This window comes from Mojavia sp., assembly GCF_059505145.1.
Genome location: NZ_JCACKA010000101.1, coordinates 17106 through 37996 on the forward strand (window position 1 = coordinate 17106; position 20891 = coordinate 37996).

Sequence of the window (20891 nt, forward strand, 5' to 3'; positions counted from 1 at the left end):
CGCACTTCTTTCATCTACGGACATCTCTCCCCAAATATCACCCGAATTTCCTCGTATTTTTCACGTACAATTACTTACCTAACAAGAATCGCCTCTAACAGCCAATCAATCAATTTTTAGGTAAAAACGTATACGCGCTCCTTGGAAAGCAGCTCTGTTGCTCAATCTGGAGAGGATTGTCATCAACGGCAGTTAGTTAAAACTGAAACCGACCTCCCAAATATCTGTATGTCAATATTCCAGTTGCTTGCTATCAAAACTGATATCAATTTCGTCTATACCAGCGTCTACACCATGTCGGGGGCAGCCGCGAGTGATTCGGTGATCACAACTGTCCCTTCTATGCCCGTTTGTACAGTTATAAACTGCTAATACAGAATGGGCTGTTTACTGTGACTAGATATTCGACATTTTATGCTATCGTCTGACTGATTTTATAGGAATTTTCATATAAAATGGACGATGATGAGGACATCATAGAAATTCCTTTACGACCTCTGGTTTGGATGGGAGACTCTCTCAAAAATATCCGTTCATTTCCTGAAGAAGTGCGTGCATCAGTAGGCTATGCGCTGCAATTGGTGCAAGCAGGGGAAACACCAATGGATGCCAAGCCTTTTAAAGGGGTTGGAAGTGGCGTGTATGAAATTGTCAAACGCTACGATACCGATACTTACAGGGCAGTTTATGCGGTAAAGATTGCAGAGAAAATCTATGTCCTGCACGCTTTTCAAAAGAAATCAAAGCAGGGGATTAAAACTCCACAGGCTGATGTTGATCTGATTAAACAACGTTATAAGGACGCAGTGGCAAGGGAGAAACAACAATGACACAGGAACCCGTTTTTGAAGAAAGCAGTGGCAACGTATTCGCTGACCTTGGTTTGACAGATGCAGATGAACTTTTTACGCGGGGCAAGATAGGGATTCAGGTACTGCGCCTTCTCTCTCAACGCAACCTGAAACAGCGTGAAATCAGCGAACTTCTTGGCATTCCCCAGCCAGAAGTATCTCGTTTGATGAAAGGAGAGTTTCAACGGTTCAGTGAGGGCAAACTCCTCATTTTCCTCAAGCGACTCGATACGGAAATCACCTTACATCTTCGCTCTCGTCACGCGCCGGGCCAATCTGCTGAAACTGTGATATCGCTATAGGGCAGGCTAATTTCCCCGCAACAAGTTTCTTAACCACCGAATCGCCTCACTTGTTGTTTGCTCATTGGCAATTTGGAGGCATTGCTGCACAATTTCTCTTACGTTAGGAAAATAGCTACTTTCTGTAATTACGTAATTTTCACCCTGCAATCTATAAACTAATAGCTGCTTATTCTTGAACAGCCAAACCTCTGGCACTTTATAAGGGAGATAGTCATCAATACTGGTATAGCTAGTAACATCTACCTCTATCACTAAATCTGGTGGAGGGTCATTCTGCCAGTCGATACGGTTCTTACCTACTACGGATCTCCAATTTTCAATGTAAAAGCAAAAGTCAGGCTCAATGCCACTGACTTCTGGCAAGCTCATGGTGATGGGCGTAAATGAGTCGTATCTTTGCTCTAAATGATCTAGCAAAACCTTAGCAATATCTGCCAGCAAGCTCGCATCTCTTCCATGCTCTGGTAGCGGTGACATTAGCAAAATCTCTCCAGATCGATATTTAATGCGCGGTATAGAGCGATCGCCTAGTTGCTGACTCAGTACTTGATAGTCTTGCCAAGATCCCAAAAGTTTTAACACCGCGCCTGGGGGCAACTCGATTCTTTCAGGTGTAATTACAGTGTGCATATTCGCCTGCCTAATAGCTAGCCTTACTTTGTGCGATCATCTTGTTCTGTGTGGGTTTGAGAATTTACCACCTCTGTTGCGACTTCCTCAACGAATAAATCAACTGCCTTTGCCACTTCGGAGATGCTGTAGCCCATGCTCAAAAAGCGTGCTGCTGCTTTTAATTTGGTTTGACGTTCCAAGTCTTTGTAGATTCGTGTTTCTTCAATGTTCAGTAAGAGCATAAATTCCATGTCTTCACCGCAAAACTTACAAAACTTATAAACGCTAATCTCCTGTGCGCTTACTCATCCGTGTTCTGCTGTGCAGCAAGTCTCACAGCTTCTACGTCAACATTGAGTTGTTGAGCAATCTGTTCTATACTCATCCCTGTTTTTAGTAACAGTGGCACAGCTGCTTTCAATATTTTTTCTTCACCCTCGGCTTTCGCTTCCCGATAAACCCTCGTTTCCTCTAAACTTAGTCCCAGCATCACTTCCACTTCCTCTCTACTCAACGAAGAAAACTTGTAAACAGCAATTGTGGTGATAATATCTATTATCTCGTCTTTCGGCAGCGTGCCAGTTGACTCTAATTGTACTCGCTCAATTAATTGCGTAAGGATTCAGGTCTAATATTCAGGAAGTAGGGAAGGGCGAGACAGATAATTATTAGAATTAGCCAGCAGTGCTTGAGCAAAAAAATCAATGATAGATCTACTTTGACGGCGACAAGTCTGCACCACCGTCAACAAATTAGCAGGTATATGAATATTAGGTTGTGTCTGTTTTAGCCAACTACTTAACTCAATAACGCTCGGTTCAATTGCTTTTTGAACTCGTTCATTAGTTGCTACCAAAGTGCCTAACCCAATTTCAATCTGCCCCAGTTCCCACAACATTTCTTGCTGTTTTTCATAGGGCATATGTGCATAGTTATTTGCCCATCCTAAAAATGCTTGCAATCTCATTCCTAAATCTTGTCCAGGAATCATATCCTGTGACCACTGCGCTGCTTGTAAATTGCCACAACACTCACATATACAGGCATGACGTTGATACTCAACTATTTCTAATCTAAATCTCTGCTGACTTTTAAACGCTCTATTTCTTGCTGTAGTTTTAAGATGATTTTCTGTAACTCGCGTATTACCTTGTTCTGCTCAATAATTATCTCTATCAGTTCTTATGCGCGATAGCTGGCTCAGACTTTCTCGATCTAAATCTTGAGGCAGATTGTGGTTCATATCTGTGATACTCCCCCTCAAGTGTTCTCTTTGTCAATACTCTGCTACCTGAATCCTTACTTAGAGAAATTACTGAACTTTAAGCCAGTTTCAAGATAAAATGCAACTCATATTCATTTTGCTCTTCAAGGCGCAAATAGCTTGATAAATGCTATTTATTAACAGCACTATGCATTCTAAGTAATACTCAATACTAGGCTTAAAATTTACTAAAAACAGCCATTATAGAAGAAAAACAGCAGAATAAAGCTAAAAATCCTTTCCGAAATAACTAAAAAGTTGTGTGTAATTGTTGTTGTTCATCTCACCGAACACTGACTAATTTCTGGAAAAGGCTAAATTTTATACTAGAGATAGCACTACCTTATGACTCAGGACTTTTCTTCTGATTAAATTAAGGAGTTTTCCGACTCTCTTTCAAGAGCAAGTAAATAAGGTAGGACTAACCTTATAAAAATTCTCTAGATAATAGTTTTGCAGTAGTAACTTCATTATCCTAGTCTTGTTTTAAGGAGTAATTTAATGACTTCTAATAAGAAATATAAGCTCGCGGTTTTAGCAATTGATGGAGGTGGCATTAGAGGTATTGTTCCAGCTAAGATTTTAGCTAAAATTGAAGACATAACAGGCGAGCCAATACACAAACTATTCGATTTAATTGCAGGAACTTCAACAGGAGGAATCTTGTCTTTAGGTCTTGTCAAACCAAATGAAGATGGAAATGAAGCAAAGTTTAGCGCTCAATACATAGCGAATTTATATGAGAATGAGAGAGAAAAGATTTTTAAGAAGCAAGATAAGCTTAATTTGCCCGCACCGCTCGACAAATTGCCGCACAATAAATTGGTATTATTTAAATTGTTACAACTTTTACGCTCCTTGCCTCTTCCATTTACATTTAATCCAGAAGAACTACTTGGCCCTAAATTCACACGAAGTGAGAAAATTAATACTATTAATACTTTGCTTGGAGAAACACCTCTAAATCAAGCACTGACAGAAATTATCATTACTAGCTATGCCATCGAAAAACGAAAACCATTTTTGTTTACAAGTAATCCATACAAGGAGTTAAAATCTGAAAATTTCTACAGAATTTGCTCAAACTATAAAATGTATCATGCGGCTCTGGCCACTTCAGCAGCACCAACGTATTTTAGACCTTATGATTCGGACTTTATAAGTAGTAATATAGAAAACGAATTATTTGTCGATGGAGGAGTTATTGCAAATAATCCTACTTCTATCGCCATTATAGAGGCTATAGAATCTTATAAAAAACAGATTAACCCTGAGATAGGTTTAAAAGACATTTTAGTAGTTTCACTAGGAACAGGAAGAGCGACTGATAAATACTCTAAAGAAACTAAAGAATGGGGATTATTTCAATGGGTCAAACCTTTGATAAACATGGTTTTTAACGGTCAAAGCGAAATAATTGATTACCAAATGGAACATTTATTATCAAAGGAACAATATTACCGATTTCAGTTTAAGTGTGAAAAAAGACCATCGCAGCCTAATACTGATCAAAAATATTATGTAAGTGAGGCAATGGATGATACAAGTGAAGAAAATATTGAGGAATTAAAAAAAGCTGCCGATAAATTGATTAAAGAACAATCTAGTGACTTAACAAAGTTGTGTGAAGTTTTAAAAGCCTCATTGGAAACTAGAGAACTACGAAATAATAGGAAAATCTAGTACTCCATCGAATGAACTTTAGTAGATGCCTAAAAGTTTGTTTTTGCATCTTCAAGGCACGCTCATTCAAGCTAAAGTTCTCATTACAAGCAGTATTGCCGTGCAAAGTTTACGGCAGAACATTACCACAGTAAAAACTATTAGGTTCAACTAGCCAATAACAAGAAGGAAATCGAAAGATGATTTTGCCACAGAACCATAAGTTAAAAAATGGTAAATATACTATTTGTGACCATTGGCGAACAGGAGGCTATGGTGTTATTTATAAAGCAAAAGATAGAGATTTAAATAATGAGATTGTGGCCATTAAAACTTTAAGGCAAGACGTAAGTCCACAACAATACAAGGAAAATTTAGAAAGGCTTAAAAGAGAAAGGGATACATTGAATAGGTTGTTAGGCCATGCTAATATTGTTAAGTACTATGAATATTTTGAAGAAGAAAAAGTACATTATCTAGTCATGGAGTTCCTTGACGGAAAGAATTTGTCTGAATTATTGCAACAAAAAGGAAAATTAAAATATTGTTTTGTATTTGATTACATTTACCAAATTGGGTTAGCATTAAAATATATGCATGATAAAGATTTGGTACATCGAGATATTCAACCAAAGAACATCATGATAGAGAAAACTAAAGTAAAAAATAGAGCTGTTCTCATTGATTTTGGTATTGTGAAATATAGATATTTAATTACAAATGAGCATCCCTCTATTCAGAATTTTACTCATCATGAACAAAAGGGTGGTATCTTTAACAAGAAATTAGATGTTTATGGTTTAGCTGCTTGTTTATATAACGCTCTTACCAATGAGTTTCCGACAGATTCAGGAGAGCGTGTTCGCAGACAAAGACGCGGAGAGCAGGATTTAAAACCACCTAGAACCCACAATCGAAGTATCAGGCAGGATGTGAATGATGTAATACTCAAAGGCATGGATTTAGAACTTGAAAATGTACCGTCAATCGAGAAGTGGTTAAATCAGCTCCCCAAACCGCTACACTGGCGCTGGCAGCAGTTGGTAAATTGGCTACACAACTTTTTCCGGTGAGCTACACATCACATCTAGAACACCGATTCAGTAATGGCAGAACAAAAGAAAAATCAGCCCAGAAAGAAGTCGATAATGGAGAAGAAAGCAGCGTATCTGTTTGCAGGTATGATTATCAGCGAGTTAGCTTTCTAGTCAATCAGTAATTAAGCATCAAAAGAAATCGGCTTACCTTTGAAATGATTGTAAATATCCTCTGGGTTAAACCAACTTGGCAGTGTACGCTCTGCATCCTTTAATTCCTCACCATTATCATCAAGCAAGCCACGAACAATCTTGACTCTGGGTAGTGGGGTTTTACCGTTAGCTGAGAATTTTTGAATGAGGATTGTACCCGACTCCCTCATTGCTTGTGTTTTTTCTGGATAGCTGGAATTCGTGTCATTGTGAGTAATACCAGTCACATAAACCTTTGCTTTTCTAGTGTCTGTCAAATGCAGTTTATAAAACTTTTCGGCGGGTTCACCAATCAATGATTTTAAGTTAGTGTACTCATCAATAAGCACTTGTTCAGGCGTTATAGTCGTAGATTGCTCATGGTCATTCTTCCCTTTAATTCTTAATAGCCAATGCTCACACAGACCATCAAGGGCAGTACCTATTTCTAACTCGGACTCGGCAATATTTTGAGTCTCAAGATATCGCCATGCTTTAGAGTTGTCCCCAGTCGCGTGGCGGTCAATTAAGTAATAAATGGGAATTCCTAAACAATGTTTTCTCACAATAGCTATAGCCGCGCTCGTGTAAGTTTTACCTGACCCCTGGCGACCGATTAACCACAGTGGGGTTAGGTTGTCGATAATCTTCCACAACCAGCCGTCCTCATGAGCTTTGAGCGCTTGTATGAGTTCAGTTGCTCGTTGCTGGTCAACAGATTGATTGCTGTTACTGTCTGCACTAACGTCCTTAGTTTTGCCCTCAATCTTGCTGCGTTCCTGGTCAGCTTTAGCTTTATCTCGGAAATTTTCAGCAACGGTTTTATCAGCTACAGAGTCAGCAACCGCGAACTGTTTTTTAGTGTTATGAAATTGCAAATCTTCAAGCTCTGCTTGTCGCTGGTACTGTATCCGCAATTCATCAAGTGAAATATAACCGGATTCGACTAATTGATTGTCAGCACGTCGGTCAATGTCCTTTTTATGCTTGTCCTTAATGCGCTCTGATTCATGTGACTGCAAATCGCGCTTAGTCCGAGTAACTAACCCTTGACGCTTAATGGTTGTCTTAAAATCTTCCAAACGTTTAAAGCTTTCATCATTGTCAATTTCATCTTTTGCAGCCCAGCAGTAGTAACCCATCCAGGCTAGAGCAGGCGCGACTAATAACCACAGACTCGGATTATCGGATGGAGCCAACTCTTTAGTAATGAAAGCACTTTCAGGCAGAGACACAACATCATTAAACTGTCGTGATTTCCATACTTCTGTGAGCAATCTGTACTTGAAACGGCAGTATTTGTTATTAAGTGCCGATTGCGATTCTTCCGGGTTATCATAATACTTAATTGTGCGTTTGTTGGCTGTTACAGGACAGAACCGCACTTCAGTAAATTGATAAGGGCGGGGTGTCTGCCCGTAGTAATAAGCGCTCGCCAGCCCTAAAAGTAAAGCTGTGCCAGCACCAACTTTTAGTAGTGATTGAGTCTTCATGACTTGGATTTGTGGATGCTGTAAACAACACCGCCTGCCACTAATGCACTCACCACAAACACAAGAGTTTTGTCAGATTCTTGCAGACGGTTAAAGTCTTCTACAGTCGCTTTGATGTTGTCATAAGTATGATGTGAGCTTTGCAGCGTGCTGTAAAAATCGCCTACAGCAGTCCAGAGAATAAAGCATCCAAATATTGTTTGAAATAGAAATTTTATAGCTTTGTCCATGTCCGTAAAAGTCCAGCCTTCAGGAGATTTATTGACGGTGAACTCCAATAAATCACGATTAACTATTTGATTAATTCCCAACACAATAGCGACCGCAGGCAGTAGACCGGCTGACCCAGTTGCTATGACTAAATACTTAGCCAAACAATAGGAAGTAACACCCCAGCCGCAAGATTCAATACCTTTGAGAACAGCACGACTACGATTAAGCTTTTCAACTTCTTTGGCTTTAAATCTTTTAATAGCTTCAAGTTCATCCAGGGTAAATGCAGTATCAGGAAAGTCTTGATAGAAGCGTGATTGTTCGGTGTCTCCGTCTTGCAGTTCGATGTCAAGTGAATCTAACATTGTTCTCATCACTAATTATTGATTTCCCCTACTGAGCGTTAATCTGTAGGGGATGCAAGCTATCTTCACTACTCGAAAATCGTAGAAACAGCAGTGCGGAAGGCTTGGACTAATTTATTAGTCGTGAATGACTTACGAGGCACTAAGTCAAGGTCTGAGCTTTCGCCATAAGTTAGTAGGTGTTTGGCTTTTTCCATCTCATAAGCCCTATCAGCGTCTAATTGTGCCTTCACGGGTCGGGCATATTGCGATTTAGAAGCCGCTAGATGGTCAACTTGGCTCATGTGATAGTCGATGTAAGCCTTGAGCTTAATTAAGTCGATGCTTTCTCTGTAACGCTGATTTTCTAGTGTGCGATCTCCGGCCAGCTTCAATCCAATTTCTGAGCGTTCGTGACCGTACTTTAAATTAGCGAGCGTCAAATCTGCACTGGCCTTATCAATGGCAATACCAGACGCACCAGCTTGTTTATAAATTTCAGCTAGTCCTTTGTTGTACTCCTCAGTACCCTTGATGAACGCACTGAGGTTATCTGTAATGTAGGGCATGATGGTTAAAATGCGTTCGCCCTCGTTGCCCATTTCCCCTACTTTCGTTAGTGCTGCGTCATCGCCATTGATGCAGCCCATGATTAAGCTATCAGCAATCCCTAGCTTTTGCGCCCTTGCCGTGAGCTTTTTACCGTGCTTGCCGACCATATTCTTGATATGCTTCACGTTTGTAACTCCTATATGTGCAACATTCCTTGAGGAACCATTGAGCCAGGGGAGCCGCCAACGCCATGAGCAACGGTATCCCCACCAGCCCCATCAACAAATGCCTGTAAGTGAGCTTGCCTGCTCCTTTAGTCGATGATTCCGGCGAAAGATAACGCGAGGTCTGCAAACTGGCTTTTGTAATCCTCTGCTGTGGCCTCCATCGCTTGTCGAATCTGCGTCAGTTCACTACCTGCTGCATCGTCCATCTCAGATAGCGTTCGCCTAATTTCGTCAGCTTTGCGCCGGATTTTAGCCACTTCCTGATTCTTAAATTCCCTTGCAAAGTGGACGAGTGCGTTAAAAATCGCTTCGTTTAATTCTTTTCTGGATGCAAAGGTAGAAGCAATGGATACGGTTATCTGTTTCACGTCCGCCGCTTTTAACTCAATCCCCGCGCCCTCGGCAATTTCTGTAACCAGTGCTTGTTTTTGTTGCTCACTCAGCACAATCTGATTCTCTGATTCTGCGATCTCCAAATGGCTGGATTCAGACTCAACCTGTGCATCTTCTGCCTCTGCTAAAAGTGCTTCATCAACGGGTTGATCCGTTACTGATAATCTGCTGGCTGCTTTCTCTCTGAGATAGTCAACAGCTTGGCTCAGTTGTTCCTTGGTGGGATTATCAAGGTCATCGCACTCTACAGCAAGGGCTGCTTGGGTGTAATCATCCTTGGTAAATCCTTGATAACCTTGCTTGTATAAACGAGTACGGACATTGTTAGTGAACTTGTTAGACATGATGATTACTCCTTATTTGGCTAGTGCTAAAACTTGGGGGAAAGCAGATTTCATGGGCTGCGCTCGTCGGTTGATTGCCCACTTCGCAGCGACGAACGCAACAAGAGCTAAATCTTTGCTGTGATACTGCTCCTTGGCACTCAAAGAAAGCCCCGCACGTTCAAACCAGTAGTAACGAGTGCTGCGTGGTACGTCCTCAAGATTGATTTTTAGATAGTCGGCAAGAATATTAAAAAACTGTCTGCTGTCGTAGTAAGTATCCAACTCGTAGAAATGTCTAAATGCTTGCCAGCGTTCGCTAAACCCTTCACCACGACCTGTAAAACTGCCGTAGCGTCGTTTTAGTCCCGCAAATGCTGAAACTATCTTTTGAGCATCCTTCGCCTGTACTTCAAAACTAAAGTGCTGTTTTAAAGTTGCTACCACTCGATACCAAGTAATATCAGCAATCTGTTTATTTAACTCGCGTTCGTAAAGAAGCTTCAGCTGGCGATACTTACTTACATATTCCTTAGTCGCCACATTTTCTCCTGATCAATATTTAAGTGTGTATAAAATTAACTGCCATTCCGAATGAATCCAAGGTTTTTGACATAAGTTATTAGCTGATTCAGGGTATTTGATATGTCCAGTTAGCTGACGACTATCAATAACCTTGGAAAAGAAATCTGACAAATGACTCAGAACTTGCTTTTCATCGGCTATAACCACGCGATAACAATACTTTTCAGGATTTGCGACTTACTAACACTTTCTCGCTTACCCCCACAGTTACACCCCTGAATCGCTTAGTTTTTGCGATCGCGTAGCATTCCGCAGGAAGGGTTTGTCATTACAGTAATCGTGTTCCTGTAGTAGTTCGCCCACTGCTTGCATGGCATCACCTAGCGTTACATCTGGGTAGTATTCCAGTTGCTTAAATTGGGCTGAGTCTTGGATTTCTCTGAGCCAGCGAGAACTTGCTTCTAATCTTCGTAATTGATTTTGATTAAGCATTACTTTCTCAAGATGTAGTTCGTTGATTGCTTTTATCAGTGGTGGATTATTTACCAAAAGTGAAATCTGTTGTTGGTGCAGATATTTCTGTAACTACTGTGGGTACTGATTTTGCTAAAGAATCGCGTTCATCAACATCAAAAGCGGGTAAAACTTCCCAAGTAGCTTCTAAATGCCTGCCGTACCTGGAAAACATTACGTTAATTAGCTCTGTCAAACTTGCTAATTTGGTAGTTTTCAAAAGATGTTCACCCATTTCTAATGCCGCGCCCCTAATCACAACTCGCGCTTGAGCCATATTTTGAAGTCCTTAAGAATGACTGAAATCATTTGCAGACATAACTGTGAGCATGGTTGCAATCAGATGCCCATGCCAAAAAACTAGATTCGACGCAATTAGGTTGTTTTTGGTTTTCTAAAAAATTTGCAGACTTAAAGCGTCTTGTCTGTTATTATAGTACCACATGGTACAGGTAGTGCAAGTGGAACTTTAAGTATTGGTTGTCTAGGTGGCACAATCAGTAGAAGTTTATTTATTTGAAATGTCTACTGATAAAGCTAATGACGTATTTATCCGAGTTTTTTTAAGCTCGGAAATGAGAACCCGCTTTAAAGTCGCTTGCGCTAAAAGTGAAGTCGCCATGAGTGAAAAAGCTAGGGAACTAATTGAGGAATGGACTATAAACCAAGAAACTCAAAGCCAAAACTCCTCACAAAGTGAAGACAAAGGGGATAAATGAATCTTGCTAAAATAAATCCGTTAAATTTGCCTTCTCTGCCATTAAACGAGCGATCAGCTTGAAATAGCTGACACATATAATTAGCAGAGAAAACTTTTCCTTGCTGGCGTTAGATGGCAACTAACTTATACACCAATCGATGAAATCCACCTGCTGTTGCCCATGCAGCCCTAGCAGATAAATTCCCTTCGATGAGAGTTATCTTATGGCAGCAAATGATTTAAATTCGGAACTTCCATTAATAGTAAATCTCAACTTGATTAATCAAGGAGGTCAAGAAAACATTGACCTCAGTAAATTAATCATAGAAATTGATTCAACTTTATTTCCCAACCAAGAACAATTTCTAAAAGCTTTACGTACTCATCTATTACAGTCTTTTAAAGAAATTCCTGTAAGAAATTCGACCAATCTCCTAAACACAGAAAATAATTTTTTTGAAAATGTCGAGGATGATTTATATCCTCCGGCTAGCAAATCCAAAACGAAGAAAAGTAAAAATAGTATTCAGGAAAATGAAACTTATCTTGAAACTACAGCTAATTCCACATCCAATACTTCAATCAAAGTTAGACAGACAAAATTATTTAAGTCCCAAGACTTTGAAGCTATTCCCACAGCAGCAGTTATGTTTTCCAGTATTGACTCTCAAATCAAAAAAGAATTGTGGAAGCAAAATGAAGATGGGATAGCCTACTTACAACATAGAGCTAAGGGCGATTCCCAAAACTTCATTGAGCATTATATTGCCAGTCCCGGTGATATTTCTATGCTTCCTTGGGATGAAGCATTACAAATCATCGATAAGTTTGGGTTTAACAGTGCAAAATTACATTTAATTTTTGCTGCCTATGCAATGAAACAAGAAAGACCGTGGGAGAGCTTATTTGTTCTCAATGCCAGTAACTTAATAAAAGATATGGGTTGGGATCAACGAACTGATTTACGTAAACATAAAAAGCTTTCAGAAATAGCTAAAACAGCATTTGCATTAGATTGTTTATTAGTTAAAGCAGTATGGATAGAAGGTAGAAACAAAAAAGGTGAAATAAATGCCAGCACCCCTATAGGCAGAATGTGGAACATTACAGTTGTGCCTTATGGCCAAATAAATTTACAGGGGAAAATAGAAGAACCTGATGAAGTTCAGCTAATTATTCAACCAGGTGCTTGGACTAAACATTTTTTGAACAGAGCAGGAGCAAAATCAAGGGACGCTTTATATCAGTTTGGCTACTTAGCCCAACAAGTTTTGAAAATTGATCCCTACCATGATGAACTCGCGCTAAGGCTGGCTATATATCTAACATTAGATAGTCGAATCCGCCTTGATGGAAATTACAAAGTACAGGAGCTATTAGAAATTGCATTCGCCAAACCGATTATAGATAAAGCTCGGTTAGATCGCCGCCGAGCCTATGACTTAAAACAGCACTGGGATAGTGCCATAAAGCTACTACTAAAACTGGGCTGGCAGATTGCATTTGACCCCGAAACTTACCCCGAACAGCTAAGACCAGACTCCAAGGAGAAGAAACCTAAAGGCTACCTTGATAAGCTGTTGGATGCAAAACTCACCATCAAACCCCCTACCCCTATCCCGGAACTTATAGCATCTAAGGCCAAAATCACGGTTGAACGATTGCAGCCGAAAGTAAACCCCAAAGTAGAACAGTTACAGCCCAAAGCCCAGCCCTCACAGGAACAACACATCAGCTTGACTAGCAGTCAAGTTAAAGAAGCACGTATTGCTAAAGGCTGGTCTCAAGCGAAACTGGCTGGTTTTCTCGGCGTATCTCAAAACCTTATTTCCCTGATTGAACGGGGTGAGCGCACCTTTAATCCACAGCTTGCCGCCCAGATCCAAACGCTTCTAGATATCCAAGACTAAGTATTACTACTCTACATTTCCCAACTACAAGTTGACGATCTGCTGTGATTGGCTGGTTTTCTGTTGCAGTCTTGTTTTAAAAAAAATAATTCAAAAAATTGGCTTTAAAGCTTTACCCTGTATGGCTTTGGCTCTTAAAACAAAGGCTCTAGAATCCCCGGACGAAAACTCTAGAATCCCCGGACGAAAACTCTAGAATCCCCGGACAATCCATTTTTAAAAGCCTTGCTGCATAAGGGTTGTAGCCTCTTAAAACAGCCCTGATTAATTAGATTAATTAGATCAGTTTTGCCTAGTGGTTTTGGCGAATCTGGCATTATTTCTTGGTGTCCAAAAATATCAAAAACTTTTCGGCTACTGAAAACGAAAACCTTAAGCTGCTCTCAAACCTTACCTCCCGCAATAAGCACCCTGGCTTGTACCAATAGAGGGGGTAATGGCTGATAAGCGGCGATTTCCTAAAAGGAGTGACCAATAAATGACAAACGCCGCAGTTGAGAGCAGAAGAACGGAGCTATCCGATAAAAAATTTATTTGCGATAACGCGTCTTCATCCCAAGTCAAACCTGATAGTAAAATCAAGTTTGCGTTTAACGCCACAGGCTCTAACAAAGACTGGGATTTTAAAAAGCTGTCCGCCAACTTCCAAGATACCGAAGGCACTCTAGAAGATGTCCAGCAACATATTAAAGCAGGTCACGCTATCTGTGCTGGCTTATTGGGTGGAAAATGGCGCAGTAAGTCCAATGTTATCGGTTCCCACTGGCTACTACTCGACATCGATAATTCTGATGTTGTCCGTGATGCAGAGGGTAAGCCAATTAAGGACGAGAACGGCAATTCTATCAAGGTTTACACTCCACAATTAACCATTGAACAAGCCCTAGCCCATCCTTTCATTCAAAAGCATTGCGCTTTAATGTACACCACTGCTAGTCACAAACCCGACTGGCATAAATTCCGGTTGATTTTCCCTCTGCCGCAATATGTTGAGGGTGCTGATACGGTAGAAGCTTGTACACGTTTTCTCATGCAGCAGCTACCGCATGACCCGGCGTGTAAGGATGCTTCTCGTGTATTCTACGGCAACACTCTAGCCGAATTTCTCATAGTCAACCCCCAGGCAACATTACCTGCCGAATGGGTAAGTGAAGCAATTGCGATCGCGCTTCAGGAAAGGGAAGAATACCAGCAACGCATCACTGAAATCGAGTCACGCCGTCAACAGTTTCGGGAGATTTCTGACGTTGAAGGTTGGGACACTGAGCAGCTGATCAAGAGCGCACTCTCATTCATTCCACCGCGCACAATAGGCAGTGGGAACTATGACGAATGCCGAAGCGTGCTGATGGCTTTGGTCAATCACTACGGGCCAACGGATGCTGAAATCATTGCTGAGAAGTGGTCGCCCAGCATTAAGGGTACAACTTGGAACATTCGCGCTAAGATTCGCAGTTTCCGACGTGGGGGGATCAGCATTGGAACACTGTTTCACATTGCCAAACAGTACGGCTTCCGCTTTCCGCAACGGCAGTACGAACCATATCAACGTGACAAAGGGCTAATTAGCCGCGAACAGTGGGAACTGGGACAAGTTAGGGAAGACTTGACTAGTTTCAAAAATTTATTGAAGCAGGCTTTTGCTCCCTTTGTTTCAGCAGCCAAAGGATTTTTAACACCTCCAAAACCAAAGCCAGAACCCGAAATTACCGCCCCTGTAAGGCAGGTAATTGTCTACAAACGTGGCAATATCCCACATAGGAGCGAATTTACAGGCGATATCTCTATTTCTTGTAAGCAAGAGGAGCATATTGCGGCATGGGTAGAAGCCATTTCTAAGGGGTGGACGCAAATTTTAGATAATTCTCATCCTGGTTTGGGTAAGTCTCACAACGCTGGTCAACTTACCGCCGCCCTTTTCGGCATTGAAAAACTAATTTACCAGGATGCCAACCACCGCAACCCCTCAACACTGCCCATTGAGGCTAACTTTGTTGACCTCCCTGTGCGGCACAATGGCTTAAAAATCGACACCACCCGCACTACTCCAATGGGCGAAAACTTTCTACTGCGTCCCAAAGCAGGCGAAACTCCCGATACTATTGGCAATTGTCACCGCAGTTATTTATTTGAAGGGTTCCGTGACAAAAACTTTGTCAGTTTGGATTTTGAAGAAAGCTCTATTAGCCCTATCTGTAACGGTTGTCCCCTCCAAAACCAGTGCCGTTTCGCTCATGGTGATGGTTTTGGCTTCCGCTATCTCAAACGCAGTGCAATTCAAAATTTCTCCCTTATCCGAGCGCATCCCGACTCTACACCAGTTACTTTAACTAACGCGGCAGGTATTCCTTTTACAGTGGGGCGCATTTGGGAAGAAGCAGGTACACTCATTCAACCTGTGCGAGAAATCCAGTTGAGGTTGAAGGATTTTGATACTACCGTAGGTCTTCTGGCTACAAGCTTACCGCCTGAGCAATGGTCAAAACTTCAACCAGTTTTACAAGCTTTGCGCTCATTGCTCACCCAAGATATTCAGCCCGATTCTCGCTATGGCTTTGATGATGCGGCATTAAGGACATTTTTACCCGAATTCCCCCAAGATTTAGATGTTGAAGGGATTCAGGAGCTAGTAGAGCCTAATTTGGATTTTCTCGCTGATTTAGATTCTCTCGATATCCAAGCGGATCAACAACTTAAAAAAAGTGCCGCCGCCCGTTTTGCTGCCAAGAAGCTAGTTAAGGACAGCGCAAAACTTGCGGGTAGAGATTTTCTAGAGTTGCCTTTGTACTGGTTGCCTGACTTCCTCGGAGCTTGGAAGGGTGAAGGTTTTTTGGCTTGTAAATGGGGTGTGGTGAGCATTTACCGCCCTAATACCAAGTATCAAGATTTGGCTAATTCTGCCCAATTTAATATCTACCTTGATGCTACTACCACACCTGAGCAGTTGAAAGTCAAGCTTAATTACCAAGAACCCCTGCTTCTAATCGAGCAGTCACGCCCTGACTACAGCAATTTAACAGTAGTCAACGTCACTGGGCTGGGTAAACTCTCCAAGAATCGCTCCCGTTCCTTAACTGCCCGTGTTAACGCCCTCAAGGAAACCTTGCTTAAACTCCACAAGCGTTTGGGCATCATTGAGTGGAAACAAGTGGCACAAGAGGCCGTTGACCGGATTGAGTACGGCCACTTTGTCGATGGTCGTGGGGTTAATCGCTTCAGTGACGCTGACGCAATCGCTTCTTTTGGCATTCCCTACCAAAATATCGGCACGTTGGCAGCACATTTTCAGGTGATGACTGGTTTTAAGGTCAACCTTGAAGATAAGAACAGCACTTTTCAAGAGTATCTTATCCAGTTGGTGAGGGCTGAAATTATTCAAGAGATTGGCCGACTACGCGCCCACCGTCGCCCAGGAGAGAAGCTAACATTCTACTTCTGCGCTGATTATGACCTCAGTTTCCTCCTCGCGGAACTGCCAGGGGTGCAATTAGAAGTTGTTGATGCCTGTGAATTCTGCATTGAAGCTGGTAGCCGCGACCAGCAGACCGGACACGCCATAGTTAACACTTTCACCCAGCTTTGGCAGTCGCACCAAAAAATTGGCCAACAGGCGATAGCCAAAATCTTAGACATCTCCCAAGCTTGGGTAAGTCGATTTACACAGCGTTGGGGAGGGTGGCGTAGATTCAAAAAAATATTACTACTGCTATTAGATAGTCTTTATAGCGATAGTAATAAAAATTTGACAGACCTCAGCGATGAGGAAAGGTGGTTCGCCCATGAATACTTCCCCACGCTGATTACAGAATCGGAATCATCACCCGATAATGCCCTGAAGTATATAGCTGAAGTTGCCACAAGCGTTACTAATACGGAGATGCAGCGGATTCTGTACAGCTGCACCCCGGCTGTTAGGGCTGACTTGCTGATGATTATCTTGCGTTGCTTACCCACTGAGATTTACTCAGACCAATCTATTCTGAGTGCCGTTGCAAGGAGTGCAAACGAACTGTAATTTGGCAGTGACGCTATAAAATTTATCGTTTTTTGTTTCTACTGAGCCTATCAGTAATATAAAACACTTATTTTTCTGATTTTGTATTTAATCAGTGAGTGAGCGTCCCCTTCAGTATGTCTTGGAACGCCGCACCAGAGCTTTGTACAGCATAAGTGCATCAAGATTACTGCTTTCTACAGTAAAAGCACCTTGTCAGCACATTACAAATAATCCAATACTTGCACTTAGAATCAAAGGTCTAAACGTAATCATACTCATACTCAGTAGCTAAAGTATTTTGGGAATGCACTTACTTTGTCACACTATCCCCAATAGCCATCAAGCCTGAAACCCCAATATTTCATATACATTGTTGCGGCGGCTTGCTGGCACAGCAATGAAAACAGCCTTTTTATATTCAACTCCTTGTTTCAAAACATTAATGGTTAGAACACAGATATCGTTTTATTTATTCATATTTTGCACTTAAAATATTAATTTCAAAAATCTGAATACGTGCAAGAATAATCATAAATCTCAGCAATCTTTTGCTAAAAATTCTAATAAACAGCAAGTATTATGCTGCCAGTTTTAATTGAATCTTTTCACGAAATAATTTGTAACAAATTTAGACTGAAAGAAAGCTTTGGTATTAGTAAATTGTAGTAAAAATTCTTACTCGTCTATAGGATTTAATCTCCTGATTTATACGTAATAGATGGTAATTATCCTTTTATGTTCAATAAAATTTTACATAACATCACGCAAGTATCTGCTGATTTATTCTGTAAACTTTTAGGACAGCCTAGCGTTAGTAATTTAAAAACTCAATTGCATGAGAAAAACGTTCAAATTCAGCAACTAGAAGAGCAAGAAAGGACGCTTTATCGAGTTATTAGCAAAATCCGAGCTTCTCTAGAACTAGAAACAATTTTTCGTACAGCGACTAAGGAAAGTTGCAAGTTACTGCGCGTCGAGCGAATTGCTGTCTATCGTTTCTATGAAAACTGGGGTGGAGAATTTGTCAGCGACTTTGAATTTGCAGAGCCTGGATGGGATGATGTGGAGCCATTAGAAAAAAATTTAGTTTGGAATGATACTTATATACAAGAACATCAAGGTGGACGGTATCGTAATAATGAAACTTTAGTAGTGTCAGATGTCTACTCAGCAGGCTTGTCTCAATGCCATTTAGAAATTTTAGAACAGTTTCATATTCGAGCATATGCAACTGCACCAATTTTTGTGGGAAAAAAACTGTGGGGAGTACTTGCTGCTTATCAGCACTCACAGCCACATGAATGGAACAAATTAGAAATACAGTTTCTGTCTCAGATTGCAACGCAGTTAGGGTTTGCAGTTAAACAAGCAGAATTGTTAGCTCAAGCAGAACAAAAAGCAGCAGAACTGCATAAAGCAAATCAGCAGCAGGAGATTCTGTTTAATTTAGTTGCGGAAATTCGTGGCTCTCTTAATTTAGACACTTTGTTTAAGACAACTGTACGAGAAGTTCGTAAAGCTCTGCGTGCAGATCGCGTTGTGATCTTTCGATTTGACCCGGAATCGAACTATACCTGTGGTGAATTTGTCTCTGAGAATGTATTACCTGATTATGATTCGGTAATTGCCATCAAAGTGAAGGATCATTGTTTTGGTGAAAAATATGCAGTTGCTTATCACGAAGGGCGTATACAGGTATTAAAAGATGTTTATCAAGCTGGGCTACGAGATTGTCACCTTGTAGTGTTAGAGGAATTTCAAATCAAGGCGCAAATTGTCGTACCTCTAATGAAAGGAAAAACTTTATGGGGATTACTATGTGTTCATCAGTGCTGTTGTTCCCGCGAGTGGAAAACGTCGGAAATTCAATTTATCCGACAATTAGCGGCTCAGTTTAATGTAGCTTTAGAACATTCAAAATTATTAACTCAATTCCGTTCTCAAGCTAATCAATTAGCTCAAGCGAACCATGCTTTAGAACTGGCAAATTCTCAATTAGAAAAACTTAGTAAGCTAGATGGTCTAACCAATATAGCTAACCGTCGTTGTTTTGATGAATTTTTAGAGCGGGAATGGAATCGACTAAAACGAACTGGAAATTATTTATCTTTAGTTTTATTTGATATTGACTATTTCAAAGATTATAACGATTATTATGGACACTTAGCAGGGGATAAATGCTTAATACAAGTTGCTCGTGCAGCAAAAGTTGTATTAAAGCGTCCTACGGATCTGCTAGCTCGTTATGGTGGTGAAGAATTTATTGTCCTTTTGCCAAATACGAACGAATCAGGTGCTATTAAAGTAACCAACTTGATTCATAAATCTATTGAAGAATTAAAGATTTGTCACACTAAAAAGAATAGCTTTCAAGATTTTTTGACCGTCAGTTTAGGTGTGGCGACTCAAATACCAACAGCTAAAAGTTCCGCTCAAGAGTTAATTGATGCAGCCGATAAAGCTTTGTATAAAGCTAAAGAACAAGGACGCAATAGGTGGGTTTGTGCTGCAAAACTCCAAGTTCAATCAGATGCCTGACTTAATCAAAGGCTAAAACCCCGGCGCTGTTGTTTTCTGGGTTGTTGCTGTTGTTCACAATTCAGGTAATTCTTTCCTCATTACAGTCTTTAGCATTAGGGACTTTGCATACCGAATTAGGCAACACAGACATGACTTTGTGTGCCAACTCAAGACCAGCAAGGTCATTATTGTCATAATTCAACCAGTCTATAAATCTTCGTCCTTGTAAAGTTGGGGTACAAAAGCTGACCTGTTTGGTAGGCTCTGTGGCTCTGATTTATTCGTTTGCTCTTGTGCTGCTTTTAGTTAATTTTTGCTCTTACCCAGAGTACTCTTTACAGGTGATTTTTCAGCCTCACTACTGGCTTTAACTGCTTGCTGAGTTTCAGTAATCAGATTTGATGACTGATTCTTGCCATTGCCCTCAGAGGTCTTTTGATGGCGACGGCTGCTTTTCTTCAACTCACTCAATAAATATTTAATTCTACTGCCTGTCAAATTAATGCCCAAACCTTTCAGCATTAGAGCTACTTCATCGTAAGTGTAGCCGTACTTATCAGAAGTCAATTTCTCAATGTATCTCCGCATCTGACGAACAGCTTCTCTGTCTGATACATCTTCTCGTTCTTTTGGCTTTTGTGATTTCAGAAGATTGATGGCTTTATCAAGCTTCTCCTTCGTAATCACTTCTGAATTCTGATGTTCAGCCATTGTTATCTCATGAATAGTAATTAACTACTAATTATTGACTATTTAAAACAAATTTCCGCAGTCTGTTTTCAAAATCTCAAAAATTTGACTATTACGGCTACGCCGTTTTTACCATTTATTTATTGCTGACTTTATCTATACTATTGTGGCGGGAGCCTAATCTAGAATTTACCCAGTGTTTGATTCTTTGAAATTCCGGCGTTAGCCGTTGTTATATTCCTCTCTCCGTAGTAGGATTGACAGCAGCACGGCTACGCCATTCCCTGCCGCCGCCCGTCTTATCGCCTCCCCCGAAAATGGCCTAGAAGCCAGCCATGCCTAAAAGCTTACGCTTTACCTCGCTCCGCTCGGACGGCAAAGCTGGTTTAGTGGGGTTTCACCCCCCTAAAAACCCCCCTCGCGTGATGTCCTCATTCTCCCTAAGTTATGGCAAATCGCAAGCAGTCAAAAGCCCTCGTCAGAAAACACATCTTTCCAGTGAGGTTGAGTGATATCGAACTGGAAATGATTCGGATGAAATCACAGGATGCGGGAATGTCAGCGAGTG

The 20891-nt window shown here is 40.9% G+C and carries 19 protein-coding genes and 2 pseudogenes; 8 read left to right on the forward strand and 13 right to left on the reverse strand.

What is annotated here, in order from left to right:
- Positions 1–455 precede the first annotated feature (455 nt).
- Both AC5JL8_RS28355 and AC5JL8_RS28360 read left to right on the forward strand, forming a co-directional pair.
- On the forward strand, positions 456–830 hold the full coding sequence (locus tag AC5JL8_RS28355; protein ID WP_495883018.1) for a type II toxin-antitoxin system RelE/ParE family toxin: 375 nt from the start codon (positions 456–458) through the stop codon (positions 828–830).
- The gene (locus AC5JL8_RS28360; RefSeq protein WP_495883019.1) at positions 827–1153 is read left to right on the forward strand and encodes a helix-turn-helix domain-containing protein; all 327 of its coding nucleotides are present in this window, start codon (positions 827–829) and stop codon (positions 1151–1153) included. The genes AC5JL8_RS28355 and AC5JL8_RS28360 overlap by 4 nt, the downstream gene beginning before the upstream one ends.
- 6 nt (positions 1154–1159) lie before the next feature.
- Here AC5JL8_RS28360 and AC5JL8_RS28365 read toward each other — a convergent pair whose 3' ends face one another.
- The 4 genes and pseudogenes from AC5JL8_RS28365 to AC5JL8_RS28380 all read right to left on the reverse strand — a co-directional run.
- Complete coding sequence (locus tag AC5JL8_RS28365; RefSeq protein WP_495883020.1) at positions 1160–1786, reverse strand: Uma2 family endonuclease; 627 nt, start codon at positions 1784–1786, stop codon at positions 1160–1162.
- 23 nt (positions 1787–1809) lie between these two features.
- Positions 1810–2019, reverse strand: coding sequence for a hypothetical protein (locus AC5JL8_RS28370; protein ID WP_495883021.1), 210 nt, complete (start codon positions 2017–2019; stop codon positions 1810–1812).
- Positions 2020–2069: 50 nt separating this feature from the next.
- A pseudogene (locus AC5JL8_RS28375) lies at positions 2070–2381 on the reverse strand (DUF2887 domain-containing protein); the annotation flags it as partial.
- A 147-nt stretch (positions 2382–2528) separates the two neighbouring features.
- Positions 2529–3011, reverse strand: a pseudogene (locus AC5JL8_RS28380) (IS66 family transposase); the annotation flags it as partial.
- 522 nt (positions 3012–3533) lie between these two features.
- Between AC5JL8_RS28380 and AC5JL8_RS28385 the strand changes: the two are divergent.
- Both AC5JL8_RS28385 and AC5JL8_RS28390 read left to right on the forward strand, forming a co-directional pair.
- Positions 3534–4715 (forward strand): patatin-like phospholipase family protein, encoded by a 1182-nt coding sequence (locus tag AC5JL8_RS28385; RefSeq protein ID WP_495883022.1) that lies wholly within the window; start codon positions 3534–3536, stop codon positions 4713–4715.
- Between the two features lie 179 nt (positions 4716–4894).
- Positions 4895–5767, forward strand: coding sequence for a serine/threonine-protein kinase (locus tag AC5JL8_RS28390; protein WP_495883023.1), 873 nt, complete (start codon positions 4895–4897; stop codon positions 5765–5767).
- 146 nt (positions 5768–5913) lie between these two features.
- Here the strand turns inward: AC5JL8_RS28390 and AC5JL8_RS28395 are convergent, their stop codons facing one another.
- From AC5JL8_RS28395 to AC5JL8_RS28430, 8 genes are all read right to left on the reverse strand, one after another.
- The gene (locus tag AC5JL8_RS28395; protein ID WP_495883024.1) at positions 5914–7416 is read right to left on the reverse strand and encodes a hypothetical protein; all 1503 of its coding nucleotides are present in this window, start codon (positions 7414–7416) and stop codon (positions 5914–5916) included.
- Positions 7413–7994 (reverse strand): hypothetical protein, encoded by a 582-nt coding sequence (locus tag AC5JL8_RS28400; protein WP_495883025.1) that lies wholly within the window; start codon positions 7992–7994, stop codon positions 7413–7415. The genes AC5JL8_RS28395 and AC5JL8_RS28400 overlap by 4 nt, the downstream gene beginning before the upstream one ends.
- Before the next feature lie 68 nt (positions 7995–8062).
- Entirely contained in the window at positions 8063–8710 is a 648-nt protein-coding gene (locus tag AC5JL8_RS28405) for a hypothetical protein (protein ID WP_495883026.1), read from the reverse strand.
- Entirely contained in the window at positions 8673–8879 is a 207-nt protein-coding gene (locus tag AC5JL8_RS28410; protein ID WP_495883027.1) for a hypothetical protein, read from the reverse strand. The genes AC5JL8_RS28405 and AC5JL8_RS28410 overlap by 38 nt, the downstream gene beginning before the upstream one ends.
- Positions 8839–9489, reverse strand: a complete 651-nt coding sequence (locus AC5JL8_RS28415; RefSeq protein WP_495883028.1) for a hypothetical protein — start codon at positions 9487–9489, stop codon at positions 8839–8841. The genes AC5JL8_RS28410 and AC5JL8_RS28415 overlap by 41 nt, the downstream gene beginning before the upstream one ends.
- A gap of 12 nt (positions 9490–9501) precedes the next feature.
- Positions 9502–10011 carry a hypothetical protein gene (locus AC5JL8_RS28420; RefSeq protein WP_495883029.1) on the reverse strand — a complete coding sequence of 170 codons (510 nt, stop codon included), beginning with the start codon at positions 10009–10011 and terminating at the stop codon, positions 9502–9504.
- Between the two features lie 249 nt (positions 10012–10260).
- Positions 10261–10485, reverse strand: coding sequence for a hypothetical protein (locus tag AC5JL8_RS28425; protein ID WP_495883030.1), 225 nt, complete (start codon positions 10483–10485; stop codon positions 10261–10263).
- Between the two features lie 46 nt (positions 10486–10531).
- Positions 10532–10783: a hypothetical protein gene (locus AC5JL8_RS28430; RefSeq protein WP_495883031.1), complete on the reverse strand. Its 252-nt coding sequence runs from the start codon at positions 10781–10783 to the stop codon at positions 10532–10534.
- A 244-nt stretch (positions 10784–11027) separates the two neighbouring features.
- Between AC5JL8_RS28430 and AC5JL8_RS28435 the strand changes: the two genes are divergently transcribed.
- From AC5JL8_RS28435 to AC5JL8_RS28450, 4 genes are all read left to right on the forward strand, one after another.
- Positions 11028–11225 carry a hypothetical protein gene (locus AC5JL8_RS28435; protein WP_495883032.1) on the forward strand — a complete coding sequence of 66 codons (198 nt, stop codon included), beginning with the start codon at positions 11028–11030 and terminating at the stop codon, positions 11223–11225.
- A gap of 205 nt (positions 11226–11430) precedes the next feature.
- Positions 11431–13116, forward strand: coding sequence for a helix-turn-helix domain-containing protein (locus AC5JL8_RS28440; protein ID WP_495883033.1), 1686 nt, complete (start codon positions 11431–11433; stop codon positions 13114–13116).
- 478 nt (positions 13117–13594) lie between these two features.
- Positions 13595–17131 carry a PriCT-2 domain-containing protein gene (locus AC5JL8_RS28445; RefSeq protein ID WP_495883034.1) on the forward strand — a complete coding sequence of 1179 codons (3537 nt, stop codon included), beginning with the start codon at positions 13595–13597 and terminating at the stop codon, positions 17129–17131.
- A 717-nt stretch (positions 17132–17848) separates the two neighbouring features.
- Positions 17849–19651 (forward strand): diguanylate cyclase domain-containing protein, encoded by a 1803-nt coding sequence (locus tag AC5JL8_RS28450; protein WP_495883035.1) that lies wholly within the window; start codon positions 17849–17851, stop codon positions 19649–19651.
- A 288-nt stretch (positions 19652–19939) separates the two neighbouring features.
- Here AC5JL8_RS28450 and AC5JL8_RS28455 read toward each other — a convergent pair whose 3' ends face one another.
- Positions 19940–20344, reverse strand: a complete 405-nt coding sequence (locus tag AC5JL8_RS28455) for a hypothetical protein (protein WP_495883036.1) — start codon at positions 20342–20344, stop codon at positions 19940–19942.
- Between the last annotated feature and the right edge of the window lie 547 nt (positions 20345–20891).

Excerpts from the sequence above, each read along its gene's own strand:
- AC5JL8_RS28355 (WP_495883018.1), top strand. The coding sequence starts at position 456 with ATGGACGATGATGAGGACATCATAGAAATTCCTTTACGACCTCTGGTT.
- AC5JL8_RS28360 (WP_495883019.1), top strand. The coding sequence starts at position 827 with ATGACACAGGAACCCGTTTTTGAAGAAAGCAGTGGCAACGTATTCGCT.
- AC5JL8_RS28365 (WP_495883020.1), bottom strand. The coding sequence starts at position 1,786 with ATGCACACTGTAATTACACCTGAAAGAATCGAGTTGCCCCCAGGCGCG.
- AC5JL8_RS28370 (WP_495883021.1), bottom strand. The coding sequence starts at position 2,019 with ATGGAATTTATGCTCTTACTGAACATTGAAGAAACACGAATCTACAAA.
- AC5JL8_RS28385 (WP_495883022.1), top strand. The coding sequence starts at position 3,534 with ATGACTTCTAATAAGAAATATAAGCTCGCGGTTTTAGCAATTGATGGA.
- AC5JL8_RS28390 (WP_495883023.1), top strand. The coding sequence starts at position 4,895 with ATGATTTTGCCACAGAACCATAAGTTAAAAAATGGTAAATATACTATT.
- AC5JL8_RS28395 (WP_495883024.1), bottom strand. The coding sequence starts at position 7,416 with ATGAAGACTCAATCACTACTAAAAGTTGGTGCTGGCACAGCTTTACTT.
- AC5JL8_RS28400 (WP_495883025.1), bottom strand. The coding sequence starts at position 7,994 with ATGTTAGATTCACTTGACATCGAACTGCAAGACGGAGACACCGAACAA.
- AC5JL8_RS28415 (WP_495883028.1), bottom strand. The coding sequence starts at position 9,489 with ATGTCTAACAAGTTCACTAACAATGTCCGTACTCGTTTATACAAGCAA.
- AC5JL8_RS28425 (WP_495883030.1), bottom strand. The coding sequence starts at position 10,485 with ATGCTTAATCAAAATCAATTACGAAGATTAGAAGCAAGTTCTCGCTGG.
- AC5JL8_RS28430 (WP_495883031.1), bottom strand. The coding sequence starts at position 10,783 with ATGGCTCAAGCGCGAGTTGTGATTAGGGGCGCGGCATTAGAAATGGGT.
- AC5JL8_RS28435 (WP_495883032.1), top strand. The coding sequence starts at position 11,028 with ATGTCTACTGATAAAGCTAATGACGTATTTATCCGAGTTTTTTTAAGC.
- AC5JL8_RS28440 (WP_495883033.1), top strand. The coding sequence starts at position 11,431 with ATGGCAGCAAATGATTTAAATTCGGAACTTCCATTAATAGTAAATCTC.
- AC5JL8_RS28445 (WP_495883034.1), top strand. The coding sequence starts at position 13,595 with ATGACAAACGCCGCAGTTGAGAGCAGAAGAACGGAGCTATCCGATAAA.
- AC5JL8_RS28450 (WP_495883035.1), top strand. The coding sequence starts at position 17,849 with ATGTTCAATAAAATTTTACATAACATCACGCAAGTATCTGCTGATTTA.
- AC5JL8_RS28455 (WP_495883036.1), bottom strand. The coding sequence starts at position 20,344 with ATGGCTGAACATCAGAATTCAGAAGTGATTACGAAGGAGAAGCTTGAT.